Genomic DNA, 17,655 nt, shown 5'->3' with positions numbered 1-17,655 from the left:
AAGTGCGTTATCTCCTACACCCTGACCTACAAATATTCCATCAATTATTGTATATAGTGCAGATATTAGCATTGCAAATGCAGATGGTACGGCATATTTTAAAAATTCACTTACCATATAAATCACCTCTTCTATTATTATTCCATTATGAATTATAAAGTCTTGTGTAACAAAAGAGTCAATTTATTTTTTTAAAAAAAATTATTTTATTTGAATTTCTATTTGAGCTAAGCATTTTATTTCACCACTATTATTAACTCTTGTCATTATGTACATTTCATGGAAATCCCCTTTAACATTTATGTTATTTTCTTGTATATATTTAGCTAATATATCATAGTATTTTTTAGTTTCATAAATTGTGTCATCAAAATACATTGTAAGATAATCACCTTTAGGTAAGGTTATTATCTCTCTATGAGTATTGGATATATCATCTAACTTTATCATAGTCTTTGTATAAGTAAGCTTGTCTTCTTTTATTAAATCATTATAAGAAGTTTCAAATACTATATAGCAATTGACATTATCATGATTTTTTTCAACTTCAATTAATGTATGTCTTAGATTAATTTCAAATTCCGCTGTGTACCTACCTGAATAATCGTACTTAATCATTTCTCTTTCATCATTGTGTTTTATAAATATATTATTGATACCTCTATTTAAAGAGTCTTTTATATTATTCTCAAGCTTTTCTATACTTTCTTTAATATCATTTAGTTCTTCTAACTTTTTATTTACTAGTTCTTTTCGCTTGTTAAGAGTTTTTAAAACTGATTCTAGTGAGTCATAATTTTCCATGGTTTCTTTTATTTCTTCTAGGGATAGTCCTATAGCCTTGCATCTTTTTATTAGATCTATTTTTATAAAACTTTTTGTTGAATAATATCTATATCCTGTCTTTTCATTTATATAATCTGGTTTTAATATATTGTATCTATCATAATGTCTAAGTGTTTCAATAGACATATTATGTAGCTTAGCGGTTTCTCCTATTGAGAAGTATTTTTCCATCTTACACCTCAAGTATTTATTATTTGAAATCTTTGTAATGCTAATTTAACCATTCTTTGATTCTGATATTTTTAATCAGTCATAAATCTACTTATTAACATTAGCCTATTACATTTAATAGTATAATGGATTCATAAATTAAACAATAGGATCAATATAGTATAAAAAATATCAACTCATTTATTTCTTAAAAGTAATAGGCAATCCCTCTGAGCAAACTGGAAATTTCATTTCTAGTGGATTATTTCGTTGATGCTGAATATGTAGGTGCGGCTCTGAAGTCGTACCAGAGTTACCTACTTTACCAATAACTTCCCCTTCATCTATATATTCTCCAACCAATACTCCTATACTATCTTGCATTAAGTGAGCTAGTATAAGATATGTATTTGTTTCCTCAATTTCAATAAAGATATAGTTACCAAGTGAGCTTGTAAATTCCTCAGTATTAGGAATAATATCTTGCTCATTGTTCTCAATTCCAATCACTCTTCCTTTGACTGGAGAAATAATATCTTCACCAAAAATCCCATAATCATGTACATTTAAACTTTCTACATTGTAAGGCTCTTTCAATATATCGTAAGCGTAACATTCAGACGGCCACATAGCATGTATCTTATACTCATTACCGCCAAAAATAACCGCATTTTCAATCGGCATTTTAACTGAAATACTATCATTAGTAGTTGCATTTGTTGGGTATGTGATAGGTGAAACTCCTAGTAAAACTGTTATTGGTAATGTAAACACAATTGAAATAGCAATAAATGCAATATTCCATGCCACTTTCTTTCCTTTACATAATGAAACAATAAGTATAATTATTTGTACTAGTATTAAAAATATAGCAACGGGGGAAAAAATAAAAACTGCAATATTCCATGCATAGGCTCCTACTTGCCCACCAACGCAATAAATACATACTATACAAGTGACTATAATTGCACATAATAATCCAAAAAAATATTTTTTCATATTTATTCTCCTCATGTAATATTAATTTTTATCATAATTATTTATAAACCTTAATCTCATTTCTTCTGCGTTTTCTGATTTTGTCATAATAAAGCATTATTTATAGCTGAAATTTAATTCATATAATTTCAAAATTTATACTCAAAATTATAATATCAAAAACTTAAAATATCCTTGGTATAAATCTTAAGATTATCTGAAGATTTATACCAAGGATATTTTGTATATGCTTATTTATATCACTATTATAAAAATTTTTTCTATCAATTTTAAATCAATATAATTATCTTATACTAAAAAAAGCAGATAGTTAAACTAACTATCTACTTTTTAAAACCGCGCTCCGTTACTTGTGATACGGTTCACCGTATCAGTAGTAAGTGAGGTTTTTATATACTAATATTTAAAATCTAAAAGCTTATTTTTTAACTGATCTTCAATATTTCTTAATTCTACTTCAGCTTCCTTACGTTTTTGACGTCCTTCGGTTTGTATATTAAGTATTTCATCAAGAGTTGAAATTAATGACTCATTCGTAGCTTTAAGTGTTTCAATATCAACAATTCCTCTTTCAGACTCTTTTGCAGTTTCTATAGTTGAAGTTTTTAATATTTCTGCATTTTTACGTAAAAGTTCATTTGTCATATCTGTTACTTCTCTTTGAACTCTTGCAGCATTAGCAGCGTGAGCAACTCCAAGTGCTAAAACCATTTGATTTTTCCAAAGTGGTATAGTATTTATAATTGTAGATTGTATTTTTTCAGACATTAATGAATCATTATTTTGAATTAAACGAATTTGAGGAGCCATTTGTAAAGAAATCATTTTAGTTAATTCTAAATCGTGAATTTTCTTTTCAAATCGATTGCAAAGAGCCACAAAATCATTTAATTCTTGAGCATCCTGAGGGTTCCCACTATTTCTTGCTTTTTCTTGCAATTTAGGAAGTTCTTCCTTTTCTAGTTTTTGAAGTTTCTTTTTTCCAGCTAAGATATACATATAAAGCTCTTTAAAATATACTTTATTTATTTCATACATCTTATCTAGCATAGCAATATCTTTTAAAAGCTGTATTTGATGTGATTCAAGAATGTTACACATTTTACCAATATTGTTATCTACATTTTCATATTTTATTTTCATTTGGGAAATCTTATCCTTACCTTTTTTAAAGAAACCTAAAATTCCTTTTTTCTCTTCGGATTCTTCGAAGTTCTTTAATTCATAAACTACACTAGATAATATTTCCCCAATTTCACCTAAATCTTTAGTTTTTACATTACTCAATGCTGACTGTGAAAAATCAGAAATTTTCTTTTGAGCACCTACCCCATATTGTAAAATAGAATTTGAATTATTTATCTCTATTTTATCTACAAACTGATCAACCATCTTTTTTTCTTCCGCTGTCAGTTGGATTTCATCAATTATTTTTTCTTCTATTTTTTCTTCTTTTACTTTTACATCAAGCACTTCCTCCTGGAATGATTGAAAAGTTAATTCTGGTTTTATATCAATAGACTCTTCTTTGAATTCATCACTCATTTTTAATGCCTCCCTTTTATTTAAAACTTACTTTTTAAAATCATCTTCTGCCAATCCCTCTTGTTTAAATAATGTTTTAAGAACAGAAATATCTGTAGAAATATCTAAAACAACATCTTCAAATAAATCATCTAATAAATTTTCAAAAGCGCTATTAATAAGATCAATACTCTTCTCAATTTCACTTTTAGCATTTTTTATATTATCCCCTTGAACTAATTGACTATTTAACTCTTTATATGAATTAATTAATTTTATAGTAATAGGAAGATAATGATTTATAAATTTATTAACTTCTTGTATCTTTTTAGGATTTTTTTCAACATTACTAAGGATTTGATTTGCAATGTTTCCTAATTTATCTAATTTTATAGCTATTTCTTCTTTATAAAGCTCATTTCTTACATTTGTTATTTGTTCAATATAATTTCTTCCTATTTTAATAGTAGATTCTATTTCTTCTTTTTCCGAATTATATATTTCTTCATTTAATTTTTCATTATTGCTCTCTTTAGCCATTTGTTGCTTTTTTAAGTTTAAATAGTCACTATATACTTCATCACTTAACATAAAATAAGTTTTTTCTTCATCTATATGTCCTTCTAAAAACATACCTAAATCAATCATTTTACTTAGGTCTTTAACAACAAAACTTTCTTTCTCTTTGACAAATTTCGCTAAGTCCTTAATTAAAAAATAACTATTGTCGTCAATAAATCTCACATACGTCTTAAAACGCTTTACTCTTTTTCTTGATTTTATTCCTCTTGCTAATAAACCTAAACTTACTGCCAAGAATATAAGTGAAACTCCCAACATAGCATAGCTAATTGTAACAGCAATACTGCTAAATAACATCTTAAATATTAGAAATATCAACACTGAAAAACCACAAACCAAACTTCCACTCACACCAAATAATATATACAATATTCCTGATATACTTCCAGCTGGTCTTTTGCTAATATATGTTGATACATCGTTTTTAGCTTTTCTATTTAAACTCATATGTTTTTCACTATATACATTAAACTTTGTTTTAAAATGACTTAAAGTGTCATCAGTTTTATAATTAATATCCCTTTTCAAATTAGCAAAATCTATTGCTTTAAGTGCATTGCCAACTGTAGACATAATTTGATCTTCTAAATCAGAAATTTTCTTTTTATCCATTATCTTGCCTCCAGATTATTTTTATTATAATTAACATAAATTTAGATATATACTATACCTTTATGATAATATTTTAGATTTATTATATCTTATAATCTAACTAATTGTAACTACTAACTTAAAAATGTACTTTGGGTGGCATTTTAGATGCTGTTTAGTCTTGAAGGCAAGTAGTATATAAAGAGTAGTTTCTGTAAGTTTTAAAATTCACAATAAGAAAAGGGCCGCTGAAATTCAGCGGACCTTCAAACTAACACTATTGTTGAGGCTATTTTTGCATTTATTTATGATACGGTTCTTAGTACCTTACTCTAAGGAGCACATTTTTACATATTGTTTATTTTATCTTGGATTTTTCTTTCTAGTTTAAAGCTCAATTTATTTGTATATTTTTCGTTCTTGATTAATAGTTCATATGATTCAATAATAGAAGTAAAATACCCTGATATAAAAATACCTATAGAAACTAATAATATGCAAATTATTTGGTATTCAGCATTATTTACTTCTGAAATTAAACCATTCTTTAAAAAGAAAAATATAGCTAATCCAGAGCATATTGAGCATACACCTATTCCTATTAAGCTTCTATATTTATTTTTAATAGTACTATATTTATCATTTAAATCCTTTAATACTTTTTCATCAAATGTTAAAGCTTGTTTCTTTAGCATCTTATAATTATCTTCAAGTATTATCCCTTTAATAAAAAATCCTACACCCACTGCAACCATAATTGATACTATTATCACATAAATTTCAAACCTACCTTTAAATAATAAGTATGGTATATATGCAGATATTATAGTAATTACTCCCATTAATACATTTTTATAAATCTTTGATTCATTACTTAAAAATGCCTCTGCTACTTCTCTACTTACATAATACCCCTCTTTTTCTTCTTTCTGTTCTACTGAGCTCTTTAATAAGTAATCAACAGATACATTAAATATATTACTTATTTTAAGTAATTTCTCTGTTTCTGGAAATCCTTGACCATTTTCCCATTTACTAATAGCCTGCCTACTTGTATTTAATCTTTCTGATAAAACTTCTTGAGACATTCCTTCCTTTTTCCTCAATGCTAATAATTTTTCTCCAAATTCCATATATAAAGATCCTCCTACTAAAATCTATACATTCATGCTATCACAGCATTTGTATAATCACTATCATATTATAGTTGCATATTGTAAATTATAGGTTGCAATTATGCTACTTCTTGTCAATACTCTCATTTGTAGCTAAATTCTTTTGTTAATATATATTATTTCTACAATGCTTATTGTAGTTTTACTTAAAGATAATATATTTGTAATTCAAATAAGAATTAAAGTTAATATTATTGGTTTTTCAGAAATTAAAAGTAAATAAAAAAGTACCAATCCTACCCAGATTAGTACTTTTCATTCTTAAAATTATCATTTGGTTTTTATTTAATATCTCTAAAATAAACAATCAATTTTATATTTTAAACCGTGCTCCCTTACTTGTGATACGGTTCTCCGTATCGTGCTCTACGGAGCACGATTTTATTTTAATATTAGTTCTCCTCTTTATTTTTCTGTGATTATTTTAGTGGGATTCGCATCTGTTACAAATATCATACTATCGTAAAGTACCGCAGGTGGTTGAAATATTCGGTAACTTGGAGGAAGAAGACGCATAAACCAAGAATAGCTTTCTCCAAGAGTACCCATATAGGTGTATTGTGAAATTACTTCAGCCAGTTCTGAATTTCCCGGGATATTTGCAAAGTCTAACCAACAAATATCTAACCCAGCCATTTTTGCTGTTTTAGCCAATGGGTTATGGGAGTAAAATACTTGATTTGTACGCTTTGTAGAGGAGCCGGTTGGCATATTACAACGAGTTCTATAAAAATCTGTACCTATTACATAGTAACCATTATCTGTTTCACTTGAAAGCAACTTTCCCATGGAATCGAAGCTACCCCATTTAGCCACATGACTGTTATGACCTGTAACAAAGATACTCTCGCAACCCATCTGTTGCTCTTGCTGTAATATCCATTGGACATTCTCAGCCATAAATCTATCTCTTAATGTACTACCCTCTGTGTCTGTTATGGCTTGAAGTTCACAATATTGCAATAGCATATCTGCAAAATGTATTGCTTTAGTAGAATCTTTCTTGCCCTTAAGTTCATTTTTAACTTGATTTATGATTTCCATCCGAGTAAGGTAATCAAATTCATCGCTCCAATCTTCGCCATCCATAAGCTTTTGTAAATTAGTGATATCTACGCCAAATTCTTTGCAGGCTTCATTTAAGAATTGAAAACTGAAAGAGGTTCTTTGCATATCAAAACCGTAAAAGCGAAGGTCTTCGCCTTCACCCGCAATTTCATTATATTGTCGCATATACGAAATAATCTCAGCCATTTCATCCGTTCGATATATGGCAAAACCAATAGATGCTGCTGCTTCTTGAGCAGTTCCTTCGCCACCATGTATATATCGATTTACTTGCTCACAGCCACCATAGTCACCCTCAAGCACAAATGCTCTCACACCGTAAATTTCCACCATTTGTTTGAATACATCAAGCTTAATCTGTTGGAATTCTACATTACCGTGTGTAGCCTCCCCTAAGGCTATTATTTTAGCGTTTTCTGGTATTGTGATATTTTCCACAGATTGCGCATATTTCGCAAACTCTTCTGGATTTGTATTTTCTCCTGTACTAAATCCGCCGAAGTGCATAAATATGAGTGCTGCCAAAACGATTACTCCTAATAGTCCAAAGACTATACACCATATCTTAGAGTGTTTTGTTCTTTTTTTCATAAATAATATTTCCCCTTGTGCTTAATATGAATTTCTCTACGTCATACTTATCATGTCTAGTGCACTTCGTGTAATAGTTCCTCAGCAGAGATTTTAAATAATCTTGCAAGTGCAATTAAATTTGATGTACTTGGATCAGATGTTCCATTCTCCCATTTGGATACTGCTTGTCTGCTTACACCTATTGACTCGGCAACAAACTCTTGAGTCATATTACAGTCTGTTCGATGCTGTTTTAAAACTTCACCAAGAGATTTTCTGATGATTGATTTTTCTTTTCTAACATCTCCTGATTTTATATATTTAATTAGTGCTTTCATGATAAGTATACCTACGCTAATAAAAATTATTATCACTGTCAGCCCAATAAGAAGTATTCCACCAAAAATGGCTACTCCTAAAAAATCAAGTTTCATACTACCAACTCCTTTCTTAGGTTTACTATAACAATATTTTGTGGTTGACACCAGAAACTATCTCGCTATTTTAAGTTGCACTTTGGTTGCAAATGTAAAATAGTACAAATTTCAATATAATTCTGGTTCTTTCATAGCGTACTTAAATTTCTTCTTTATCATTTCTTTTAGGTATTATCCATAATGAATAGATATACGATCCCCTATAACAAATATATTTTATTTACTTATTAGATCCCTACCAAAGTTTAAGTACTCGGACTTGATATAGAAATTAAAAGCAAAGAAAAAAGCACTCAATCCAGAAAAGGTCAGTGCTAATTCCTCAAAGTTAATTTTATTTACTTAATCCGATAGCCCTAAAACAAAAGTAATTCGCCGACGTAGTCGCTCAAATAAATGTTCTAAAATAAACAACCAATTCGATATTTGAAATCGTGCTCCCTTACTTGTGGTACGGTTCTCCGTTACACCTCCAACGGAGCTTGTTTTATACTACTAGAGATATTTCCATAGAGTGCCTTTCTTGGATTTATAGCGATTAATATAATTGCCACTAATAAATATAATATTGCATAGTATTTTATAAGCGCTATTAAGTCCCAACTAATTATCCCAATTAAAAAATTAAATAGTTGATGTATCATAATAGGAACTAACAAATTCTTATTTAAATTATAAAAAGCTGTCATTATAATACTAATTGAGATAACTGCAATCATAAAAAATGTAATATATTTCATCAAATTAATTCCTTTAAATCCTGTTGTAAACCATATTGGTGAATGCCATATTCCCCACCAAAAACCTATTATTATTGATGTTTTTAAAGGAGTGTGCTTCTTTTGAAGTTCATTTTGAGCAAATCCTCTCCAGCCTAATTCCTCACCTAATGGTCCTGCAAATAAATTTTTTAAAAATAAATATATAAACATTCCTACTGATGAGATTGTAAAGCTAGGCATTATTCCATTATTTTTAGATGTTATTATAAATATAACTGCTACAGCTATTAAAACTTGTGTACTGATCACTATAGTTACTATTGAAAATTTAAGTTTATTTTTAAACTTATCTTTTATATATGATATAAAACTTTGACCTGGGTAAATTCTTTTAAATAGTATCATGAATGCAAAAGTTGATGACCAAGATGCTATACATAAAACAATATCAAATACTACTTTTGGGAGTCCTAACATTATAGTTGTTCCTACTAATAAAAAAAGTGGTAAAAAAATTATATTTGTTAGAATAATAAAACTTGCTATAGGTCTTTTCAATTCTTTCTCTACTCTCATAAATATCCCTTCCCTCATTTCAAATTAATATTTAAATTGTTATAATCTAAGTTATAACTGCTTATATCATGAGTTTAGACCTATGAGTAAGTCCCAGGTCAATCATTTTTATATTATTTTATAGGTGCATAAATTTCTAGAAATACACGTTCAAGTCCTTCTTCATAAGTAGTAAGCAATATGTTAACATAAACTACTCCAAGTGGTTCATATCCATTTTTTATTGCTATTTTTCTTAAACTAGCTTCCACTTTATTATCCATATTTTCTCCATCAGTTGACCATCTTCCATCTTCAATAATAGTATAGATACAATTTTGATGAGCAAGAACTTCACCTTCTATACTCTTGTCAAAGTCTTCTAATTCTCTTACAATTATAAACTTATCTCCTATCATACCTTCTTCATTAAAACTTATTACTCTTCTTAAAGCCGTTAATGTAACTGCTTGTTTTAAGCTATCTGTGTTCTTTGCTAAAATTTCATATTTATCAAAATCCGTAATTTTTTTTATTTTCCCCTTTACTTCTAAAGGTCTCATTTCTTTTATTGTGTATTTTCCCAAATATTGTTTGATTTTAGCACAATCCTTTTTAATTAATTGAACCTTTTTCAAAAGGAGCTTTTTATATTCTATTTCTTCTAGTATAACTTGTTCTTTTTCTTCTAATAAAAATTCTAAATCGGCTATACTCTTACTTTTCCTTATTTCTTGAATTCTTTTAATCTCAATATCAATTTCTCTATAAAAATTTATTGTTGTAATATCATATATATCAAACTGATTATATTCTCTATATCCATTTTCAGCATTTTTCTTAGGATTTACTAATCCCTTGTCCTCATAAAATTTCAGCGTATCCCTAGATACACCTAGAAATTTAGCTACTTGTCCAACGCTATACATTCTATTCCCTCTACTATCTTATAATTTTTTATATCCATAAATAATAATGAACCGTATCCCTTACTTGTGATACGGTTCTCCGTAGCGTACCCTACGGAGCACGCTTTTGTAAATTTATATAATTTTAATACTTATCTTATTATATTTTTAAGATGGCGAATACTCTTCTTTTTTAATATAATTTATGCTGTAAGTCTTACATGCTATTACTAATGATTTACTTAAACTCTCTAAAAAGTTTATATAAAATATAATTTCTTTTGAATCTGGCCATGTTAAATCATTTGATGGATGTGCTATCATGTTTCTTTTATCCATAAATTCCCTAAGATGTTTCTCTGCTAACTTCTTTACTTCATGACTCTCTGTTTGACCTAAAAATGACTTCAATTCAAATTGTTCAGATATACCTTTCCAAACCTCTTTCATTCCTATTCTCTCAAATAATGATTTTAGTACTTCTGGCCTCATATTCTCATATGTTATAGATAGACAAGATGTATTTATGGATGATAAGTCATTCTCATTCACATTCATACTTAATGTTTTTATAAATGATTCTACTCCTCCCTCTCCATGTCCATACTTTCTTGGCCTTGAAATAACTTCTGCTGTATAGCTTATTAGATTTTCTCTCATATCTCTAGGCAAGCTTTTATATTCATCAACATTTGATGCTATAGTTAAACTTAAGTCCTCAAATATATTTTTCACAAAATTTTCAAATCTTCCACCTAAATATGGGATTATAATGCCTGGAATCATTCGTGATCCTAATTTAGATTCTAGTGATATTTTTTGTAATTCAACAAATTTGCAATATTTTTCTGTATCAAAATCATTTTCTATCTTAATAGAGCTAATCTCTTCTACGGTATCTTTTAGATCTATAATCCCCTTTATATGATTTAAATCATTTATAAATTCAACTAATAACTCATCCATATTAAATTTCTCCTGTTAATATTTGTTTTGCTAATATTACTCTATCTATAATGGATTGACTAGTTCCTCTTTTCCCTGTAAGTATTTCATATCCATCTTTGCTATTTAGTTGTTTATCTAAACTTTCTCTTATTGTGCTATAATCTGCCAAATTATCAACCAATGTGTATGCAACCATCAATGCATCACATAGAGAAGTACTTAACTTATCAACTTTTTTTAACACAAATAATTCGTCTCCAAATATATTCCTTAATGCGAATAATGTGTCTATATAAAGTTCTTTCATCCCTACTAAACAGCCCTCTGTATCACCTGAGTGATTTATTACACATAAATCTAACATTCTCTTTAGTGAACTTTTTTTATCTTTTATATACGCTTCCCTTATTGCAAAGAATCTAAGAATAATCTCACAATCTCCCATAGTTTTATATAGGTTATTTTCTACCAATTCTTTTATTGGGTTTTCATCTTCATCTTCTATATATCTTGGAATTCCCCATACTTCTCTAAATAAATCATGCTTAGATATGTCTATTATCATGTTGTTGAATGCACCTGGATATAATGCATTTCTTAATTCTTGCTGATTTAATTGTATTCCGCCTGTATTAAGACGTTTAAATAATACCATTCTTATATCGGACTCATCAATTTCTCTGCTAGACTCAGCTAATAAAACTATTGCTGATACAGTCCTTCTTAACAAACCTCTTTTTATAATATCCGGAAGGTCTTTAAATGTTTTTCCATTTAACTCTGTCCAATATTCTAATGATGATAGCCTCAATTCATTATTTAAAAATTCATTTATTGTACTCAATCTTTGAAGTCCATCCATTACTTCATATGAGTTATAGTCTTTTTCAAATAAAAAAACAGGTGGTATTGGTATATTCATTAATAATGACTCTATTAGCAAAGATTTCTTTCTCTTATCCCATCTATTTCTTCTCTGATATGATGGATTTATATCTAAATAATCCTTATCTTGTAGCATATCTTGTAAGTTCTTAAGTGGAAAATCCATACTAGTTCTTAATATCCTTAATTGACCATTTTCGTATTTATCTTTTAATAGAACTTCTTCTCTATCATCATCAAGCTCTATTAAATCTTCATTTAGTTCTACGTATATTTCCTTCATGTTATCCCCTCCTTATATTTTATATTTATATTTTACATTATTTTACATTTGTTTTGTAAAAAAAATATATCATAATTTTATGATATATTTTAAGTAATTAATTGTTTATTTGTGATTCCTTACTTGTGATACGGTTCATTATTATTTATTCTAAACGCTCTATATACTTGTTCTAATAATATAAGCTTCATCATCTGATGCGGGAACGTCATCTTAGAAAATGATAGTTTATAATCTGATCTCTTTAAAACTTCATCTGAAAGTCCTAAAGACCCACCTATAATGAAAGTTATATGACTATGACCTCTTACTCCCAGCTTGCTAATTGTATCTGCTAACTCTTCAGAAGATAAATTTTTCCCATCTATCGCAAGCGCTATTACATAACTATTATTTTTTATTTTACTAAGTATTTTCTTTCCCTCTTTATCCTTTACTATAAGCATATCTTTTTCACTTAAATTTTCAGGACATTTTTCATCATCAAGCTCTATCATATCTAACTTACAATACTTCGATAACCTCTTTGTAAACTCTTCTATTCCTAATTTAAGATACTTTTCTTTTAATTTTCCGACACTTATTATACTTATATTCATATATCCGCTCCTATTATGTCTATCTTATTTTACAATTGTTATAATGTGTAAATATTAGAGATTTCATCTCTTGACAATATATCTAATTTTACATCTTGTCCAACAATTATATTATTCTGTGTTAATATACCCTTAGATGTTTCATAAGCTAATTCTGGGAAGTTATTCTCTTTACTTAAGTGAGCTAATAGTATAGACTCTGTTCCTTCTTTTATAAGTTCTACACAGAAATTAGCTGCGTCTTCATTTGCTAAGTGACCCGTTTGGGACATTACCCTTTTCTTTAAAGCATATGGATATGATCCCATCATAAGCATATTAGGGTCATAATTTGACTCTAGTACCACTAATTTCGATTTATATAAATGTCTTCTTATATTATCTGTTATCTCACCTATATCTGTAGCTATAGACATCTTCTCATTGCCTGTGTAGATATTATAACCTACTGCATTAGATGAATCGTGAGGTATTGAAAATGGTCTTATTATTATATCTCCTAGAGAATATGTTTTATCATTCTCAAATACCTTCATATTACTATCTTTAATATCCCCAAGTTTGTCCTTCATAGCACACCAAGTTTTTATATTTGCAAATATTGGTATATCAAACTTTCTAGATAATATTCCCGCTCCTTTTATATGATCAGAATGTTCATGTGTTATAAATATTCCCTTTATTTTCTCAGCATCTATATCTATATCTTTAAGTCCAGTAGTTATTCTTTTTCCGCTAAGGCCTGCATCTACTAATATATTAGTATCTTTATAACCTACAGAATGACAATTCCCACTGCTGCCGCTTCCTATTGAACAATATTTTAGCATTATGCCACCTCTCTTTTAGTAATCATAGATTATATTATACCAAAAAAATAGAGCATTAAATAATTTTTCAATGCTCTAGCAAATATTTACTTATATTCACTTACTATTTTATCTATATCGACACCTTTTTTATTCCATAATTCAACGAATTTTGCTCCATTTACATTTTCGTACATGTATTTATTATAGTACTCTTGTAATGTTTCAAAGAAAAGTTTATCTCCAACTTTTTTTCTTATTTCATTAAAAGCAACTGCCCCTTTAGTGTATACATTTAAACTATATTCAGCAGAGTTTTCATACTGTGTACTAGGTTTAAAGATATTTTCACTCTTATAGTTTTTACTTTGTATTTCCATAGTTTTTATAAGTTTTTCTCCTACTTCAGCTCCATATTTCTTCTCAAAATATAGTATAGTAGAATATTCAGTAAGTGCCTCATCTAACCACGGTTCGCTTATTTCATCATTACCTATAACTGAGTACCACCATTGATGGGCAGTTTCATGTGCAATGACATATTCAAGTAAAAATTTATTTTTTTCATTGTATAAGCTTTGGTCTATCATTACTAGATTAGGATATTCCATACCTCCTATATAAAAATCACTTGCTACTACAGAATATGTATCATATGGATATTCCCCAAACAACGAACTGAAAATCTCTATAGAATCTTTTGCAATTTTTGTTGATAGCTCAGATAAATCTTTATTTAAATTATATGTACTTATAGATACATTCTTAAAAGAATCTGTCTTTATATCAAATTTATCACTTAAGATGAAAGCAAAATCTCTAACTCTTTTTGCTTGAATCTCATACATAACCTTTTCTTTATCATTTTTCTGATTTATTATTTTTCCACTACTTCCTACCTTATATTTTTTAGGTACTAGCATCTTAACATTGAAATCACTAGTCTCACTATAAAATGGATCCCCAACACTTTCATAACTCTTTAGGTTCCATCCTCTTTCATCATACACACAAGCTATTGGAAACCAGTTTGTTATATTTATAGTGTTATCTCCATATCCAAATCTACCTACTGAATTTGGAATCTTTATATTGTATTTTAAATCAATAGAAATTTTTTCATTTGGCTTTAGTTGTCTGCCTAAGTTTACTTCAAGTACATCATACTTGTCTCCTTTTATCTTATACTCTAGTTTCTTATCATTATTTAAAATATTCTTAATGTCTATGTAGCCTTCATTGAATCCATTTGGGTATGCCTTTTCCATCTCATCTTTTTCAAAAGGAGCAAACTCTTTTTTTGAAAATGCATTAGGATATATATGAAAATAAACCTTCTCAAGTGTAGTATCAGTGTTATTTACATATTCAATATTCTGATTACATAATAACCGCTTACTTTCATCATCCAAAATTATATCCATAGTGTATCTGTCTAGATTTTTTTCTTTGCTAATATTTATAGTCTCTTTACTGTCTTTTAAGTTAAATACATACACTCCTCCTGACAACAATACTATTCCTAGTATTATAAAAACTATTTTTCTTACTTTTCGGCTAAAATTTATAACCAAATTCTCCCCCTCCGATTTTTCATGAATAATTTTTTTTAATTTCTACAACATAAATTTGTAATCTCTTTTATGATATAATCTATTCTGAGGTGATAAAATGTTCTTTAAAGAAGTAAATGAAATAGATTTAGGTGAAACTACAATTGCCAATATCTTCATAGATATATTTATGCCAATGGCAAACGGGTTATACGTTAAAGTTTATCTTTTAGGCTATCGACAAGCGTGTGATCCTAACTCAAATCCTAAATTTGATAATAACTCGATATCTAAAAATTTAAATGTACCACTATCAGACGTGATTGAGGCGTGGCAATTCTGGGAGAGAAAAAATATAATCAAGCTTCATAAAAATGAAGGTCTTGATGATTTTGATTTTTCTATAGAGTTTATGGATTTAAAAAGATTTTATATGGATAATATGCATGTAAATACTAAATCTATAAAATCTAATTCTGATAGTATAGTATCAGTATCAGAGAATCCAAGCATTAGAAAAATGTTTAATTCTATAAATCAAATAGTTGGTAGATATCTTGATCCAGGTGAGAAAATTAGCATCTTAGAAATAATGAATAAGTACAATATGGATCCAGATATGATAGTCTGTGCATATGAATACGTAAGAGATAAGCACGGATCATCTCGTCCTGTTAAATATGTAGAGGCAATACTTAGAAACTGGTATGATTCTAATTTATATACACCTCAAGACGTTAAAGATAGTTTTGCTACTAAGAGCGAACGCTACATGCTATATAAGACTATATTTAATGAATTAGGATTCTATAGACCACCATCTAAGCCTGAGGAAAGAATTATGGATACATGGTTTGATAAATATAATATGGATATAGAGGTTATTCTATCTGCTTGCTCTAGATCTAAAAATATATCAAATCCATCAATTTCTTATATAAATGGTATAATTGAAAAGTGGAAAGGTAATAATGTAAAAACTTTAGAAGATATAAAACTGTTAGATGAAGATTATAAACGTAAATCTGAAACTAAAAAAGCTACTCCTAGCAACAAAAATGCTAAAAACTCTATACCAACTGTAAAAACAAGATTTCATAATATAAATCAAACTTTTACTAACTATACTCCTGAAGAGTTAGAAAAATTACTTCTAGAAAGCCAAAAAGATAAATTTAAGTAGGTGATTAAATGAAAGAATCAACTTTGAGAGAAATACTGACTACTTATGAAAGAAATAGAGATAGGGCTGAGTCAGAGCTAGAGGCTAGAAAAAAAGATGTCTACTCTCAAATTCCTAAAATAAGAGAAATAGATGAAGAGATAGGCAAAATCGGATTAAAATTAGCTAAACTTGTACTTCTAAATCCTTTAGATAGAGACAGTATAATTTCTGAGTCTAAAACAAGAATGGAAGAGCTAAAAAACCGAAAAAAAGAAATATTAAATCAGTACAGCGTACCAGAATGGTACTTGGATGTACAATATAATTGTAGCCATTGTAATGACAGAGGTTTCTTAAAAAATGGAACTAAGTGTAATTGCTTAAAACAAAAAATTATTAACGAGGCATATAAAATGTCCAACCTATCAAGAATGCTTGATAGCCAAAATTTCTCTACACTAAATACATCTATATTTTCTAGTGAAGTAATTCCAGATGCTCATATATCTCCTCAGCAAAATATATTAGATATAGCATCTATTTGCGAAGCATTTGTCATGAATTTTGATAAAGATAATGATGAAAATTTACTATTCTATGGAGATACAGGTTTAGGAAAAACTTTTATGTGTAACTGTATTGCAAAATCTCTTTTAGATAAAGGATATTTGGTAATCTATCAAACTGCTTTTAAGATGTTTGAGATTATTGAAGATTATAAATTCAAAAACTCAGAGCATCATATAACTAAAGATAATTATGAAAATTTATTTGATTGCGATCTTTTAATTATTGATGACTTAGGTACTGAACTTACAAATTCATTTACAAATAGTGAATTATTCAATATCTTAAATACTAGATTATTATCAGGCAAGAAAACTATAATATCTACCAATTTATCTCCTATGCAATTAGGTTCTGACTATGCTCAGAGAATTTTTTCTAGGATTTTTGATAAATTTAAAATGGTTAAGTTTATAGGAAAAGATTTAAGATGGGAAAACAAAAAATAGAAGGAAATATTATAAATATTTTCTTCTATTTTTATTTATTTTAAGATATTTATCTGTAATTTTTACGGATTAATTTTTTATACAAAATAAAAAAACTCTTAGAAAATATCTAAGAGTTTTAATGGAGCTGGTGATAGGAATCGAACCTACAACCTGCTGATTACAAGTCAGCTGCTCTACCGTTGAGCCACACCAGCAAAGTGTGTATTTAATTGGCGACCTGGAAGGGACTCGAACCCTCGACCTCCAGCGTGACAGGCTGGCATT

General features: G+C 28.4%; 16 protein-coding genes and 1 tRNA gene. 2 read left to right on the top strand and 15 right to left on the bottom strand.

Going from position 1 to position 17,655, the window contains the following annotated elements; all coding sequences use genetic code 11:
• Window positions 1-201: 201 nt before the first annotated feature.
• From CHL78_RS16545 to CHL78_RS16480, 14 genes are all read right to left on the bottom strand, one after another.
• A complete protein-coding gene (locus CHL78_RS16545) occupies window positions 202-1,017 on the bottom strand; it encodes a MerR family transcriptional regulator (protein ID WP_094367941.1) in 816 nt (271 codons plus the stop codon).
• 180 nt (window positions 1,018-1,197) lie between these two features.
• Window positions 1,198-1,995, bottom strand: a complete 798-nt coding sequence (locus CHL78_RS16540; RefSeq protein ID WP_158540720.1) for a M23 family metallopeptidase — start codon at window positions 1,993-1,995, stop codon at window positions 1,198-1,200.
• A gap of 396 nt (window positions 1,996-2,391) precedes the next feature.
• Window positions 2,392-3,540, bottom strand: a complete 1,149-nt coding sequence (locus tag CHL78_RS16535) for a toxic anion resistance protein (RefSeq protein ID WP_094367939.1) — start codon at window positions 3,538-3,540, stop codon at window positions 2,392-2,394.
• Between the two features lie 27 nt (window positions 3,541-3,567).
• Complete coding sequence (locus tag CHL78_RS16530; protein ID WP_094367938.1) at window positions 3,568-4,713, bottom strand: 5-bromo-4-chloroindolyl phosphate hydrolysis family protein; 1,146 nt, start codon at window positions 4,711-4,713, stop codon at window positions 3,568-3,570.
• A gap of 326 nt (window positions 4,714-5,039) precedes the next feature.
• Window positions 5,040-5,825, bottom strand: coding sequence for a helix-turn-helix domain-containing protein (locus CHL78_RS16525; RefSeq protein ID WP_094367937.1), 786 nt, complete (start codon window positions 5,823-5,825; stop codon window positions 5,040-5,042).
• 447 nt (window positions 5,826-6,272) lie between these two features.
• Window positions 6,273-7,526 carry an erythromycin esterase family protein gene (locus CHL78_RS16520; RefSeq protein ID WP_116041608.1) on the bottom strand — a complete coding sequence of 418 codons (1,254 nt, stop codon included), beginning with the start codon at window positions 7,524-7,526 and terminating at the stop codon, window positions 6,273-6,275.
• A 56-nt stretch (window positions 7,527-7,582) separates the two neighbouring features.
• Window positions 7,583-7,942, bottom strand: a complete 360-nt coding sequence (locus CHL78_RS16515; RefSeq protein ID WP_094369350.1) for a helix-turn-helix domain-containing protein — start codon at window positions 7,940-7,942, stop codon at window positions 7,583-7,585.
• 467 nt (window positions 7,943-8,409) lie between these two features.
• Window positions 8,410-9,243: a CPBP family intramembrane glutamic endopeptidase gene (locus CHL78_RS16510; protein ID WP_094369349.1), complete on the bottom strand. Its 834-nt coding sequence runs from the start codon at window positions 9,241-9,243 to the stop codon at window positions 8,410-8,412.
• A gap of 113 nt (window positions 9,244-9,356) precedes the next feature.
• Window positions 9,357-10,151 carry a MerR family transcriptional regulator gene (locus CHL78_RS16505; RefSeq protein ID WP_094369348.1) on the bottom strand — a complete coding sequence of 265 codons (795 nt, stop codon included), beginning with the start codon at window positions 10,149-10,151 and terminating at the stop codon, window positions 9,357-9,359.
• 147 nt (window positions 10,152-10,298) lie between these two features.
• Window positions 10,299-11,096, bottom strand: a complete 798-nt coding sequence (locus CHL78_RS16500; protein WP_094369347.1) for a HEPN domain-containing protein — start codon at window positions 11,094-11,096, stop codon at window positions 10,299-10,301.
• Between the two features lies 1 nt (window position 11,097).
• The gene (locus tag CHL78_RS16495; protein ID WP_094369346.1) at window positions 11,098-12,246 is read right to left on the bottom strand and encodes a DUF262 domain-containing protein; all 1,149 of its coding nucleotides are present in this window, start codon (window positions 12,244-12,246) and stop codon (window positions 11,098-11,100) included.
• A gap of 119 nt (window positions 12,247-12,365) precedes the next feature.
• A complete protein-coding gene (rlmH, locus tag CHL78_RS16490) occupies window positions 12,366-12,845 on the bottom strand; it encodes a 23S rRNA (pseudouridine(1915)-N(3))-methyltransferase RlmH (RefSeq protein WP_094369345.1) in 480 nt (159 codons plus the stop codon).
• A 38-nt stretch (window positions 12,846-12,883) separates the two neighbouring features.
• Window positions 12,884-13,675, bottom strand: coding sequence for an MBL fold metallo-hydrolase (locus tag CHL78_RS16485; RefSeq protein ID WP_094369344.1), 792 nt, complete (start codon window positions 13,673-13,675; stop codon window positions 12,884-12,886).
• Window positions 13,676-13,761: 86 nt separating this feature from the next.
• Window positions 13,762-15,228 carry a M1 family metallopeptidase gene (locus CHL78_RS16480; protein ID WP_199534092.1) on the bottom strand — a complete coding sequence of 489 codons (1,467 nt, stop codon included), beginning with the start codon at window positions 15,226-15,228 and terminating at the stop codon, window positions 13,762-13,764.
• Between the two features lie 97 nt (window positions 15,229-15,325).
• Here CHL78_RS16480 and CHL78_RS16475 point away from each other — a divergent pair, with 97 nt between their 5' ends.
• Both CHL78_RS16475 and CHL78_RS16470 read left to right on the top strand, forming a co-directional pair.
• Window positions 15,326-16,390 (top strand): DnaD domain protein, encoded by a 1,065-nt coding sequence (locus CHL78_RS16475; RefSeq protein WP_094369343.1) that lies wholly within the window; start codon window positions 15,326-15,328, stop codon window positions 16,388-16,390.
• Window positions 16,391-16,398: 8 nt separating this feature from the next.
• Entirely contained in the window at window positions 16,399-17,388 is a 990-nt protein-coding gene (locus CHL78_RS16470) for an ATP-binding protein (protein WP_094369342.1), read from the top strand.
• A 122-nt stretch (window positions 17,389-17,510) separates the two neighbouring features.
• Here CHL78_RS16470 and CHL78_RS16465 read toward each other — a convergent pair.
• A tRNA-Thr gene (locus CHL78_RS16465) sits at window positions 17,511-17,585 on the bottom strand.
• Window positions 17,586-17,655: the final 70 nt, after the last annotated feature.

It is taken from the genome of Romboutsia weinsteinii, assembly GCF_002250835.2.
Classification (GTDB): Bacteria; Bacillota; Clostridia; order Peptostreptococcales; family Peptostreptococcaceae; genus Romboutsia_A; species Romboutsia_A weinsteinii.
This window is presented reverse-complemented; position numbering and strand designations above follow the sequence as displayed.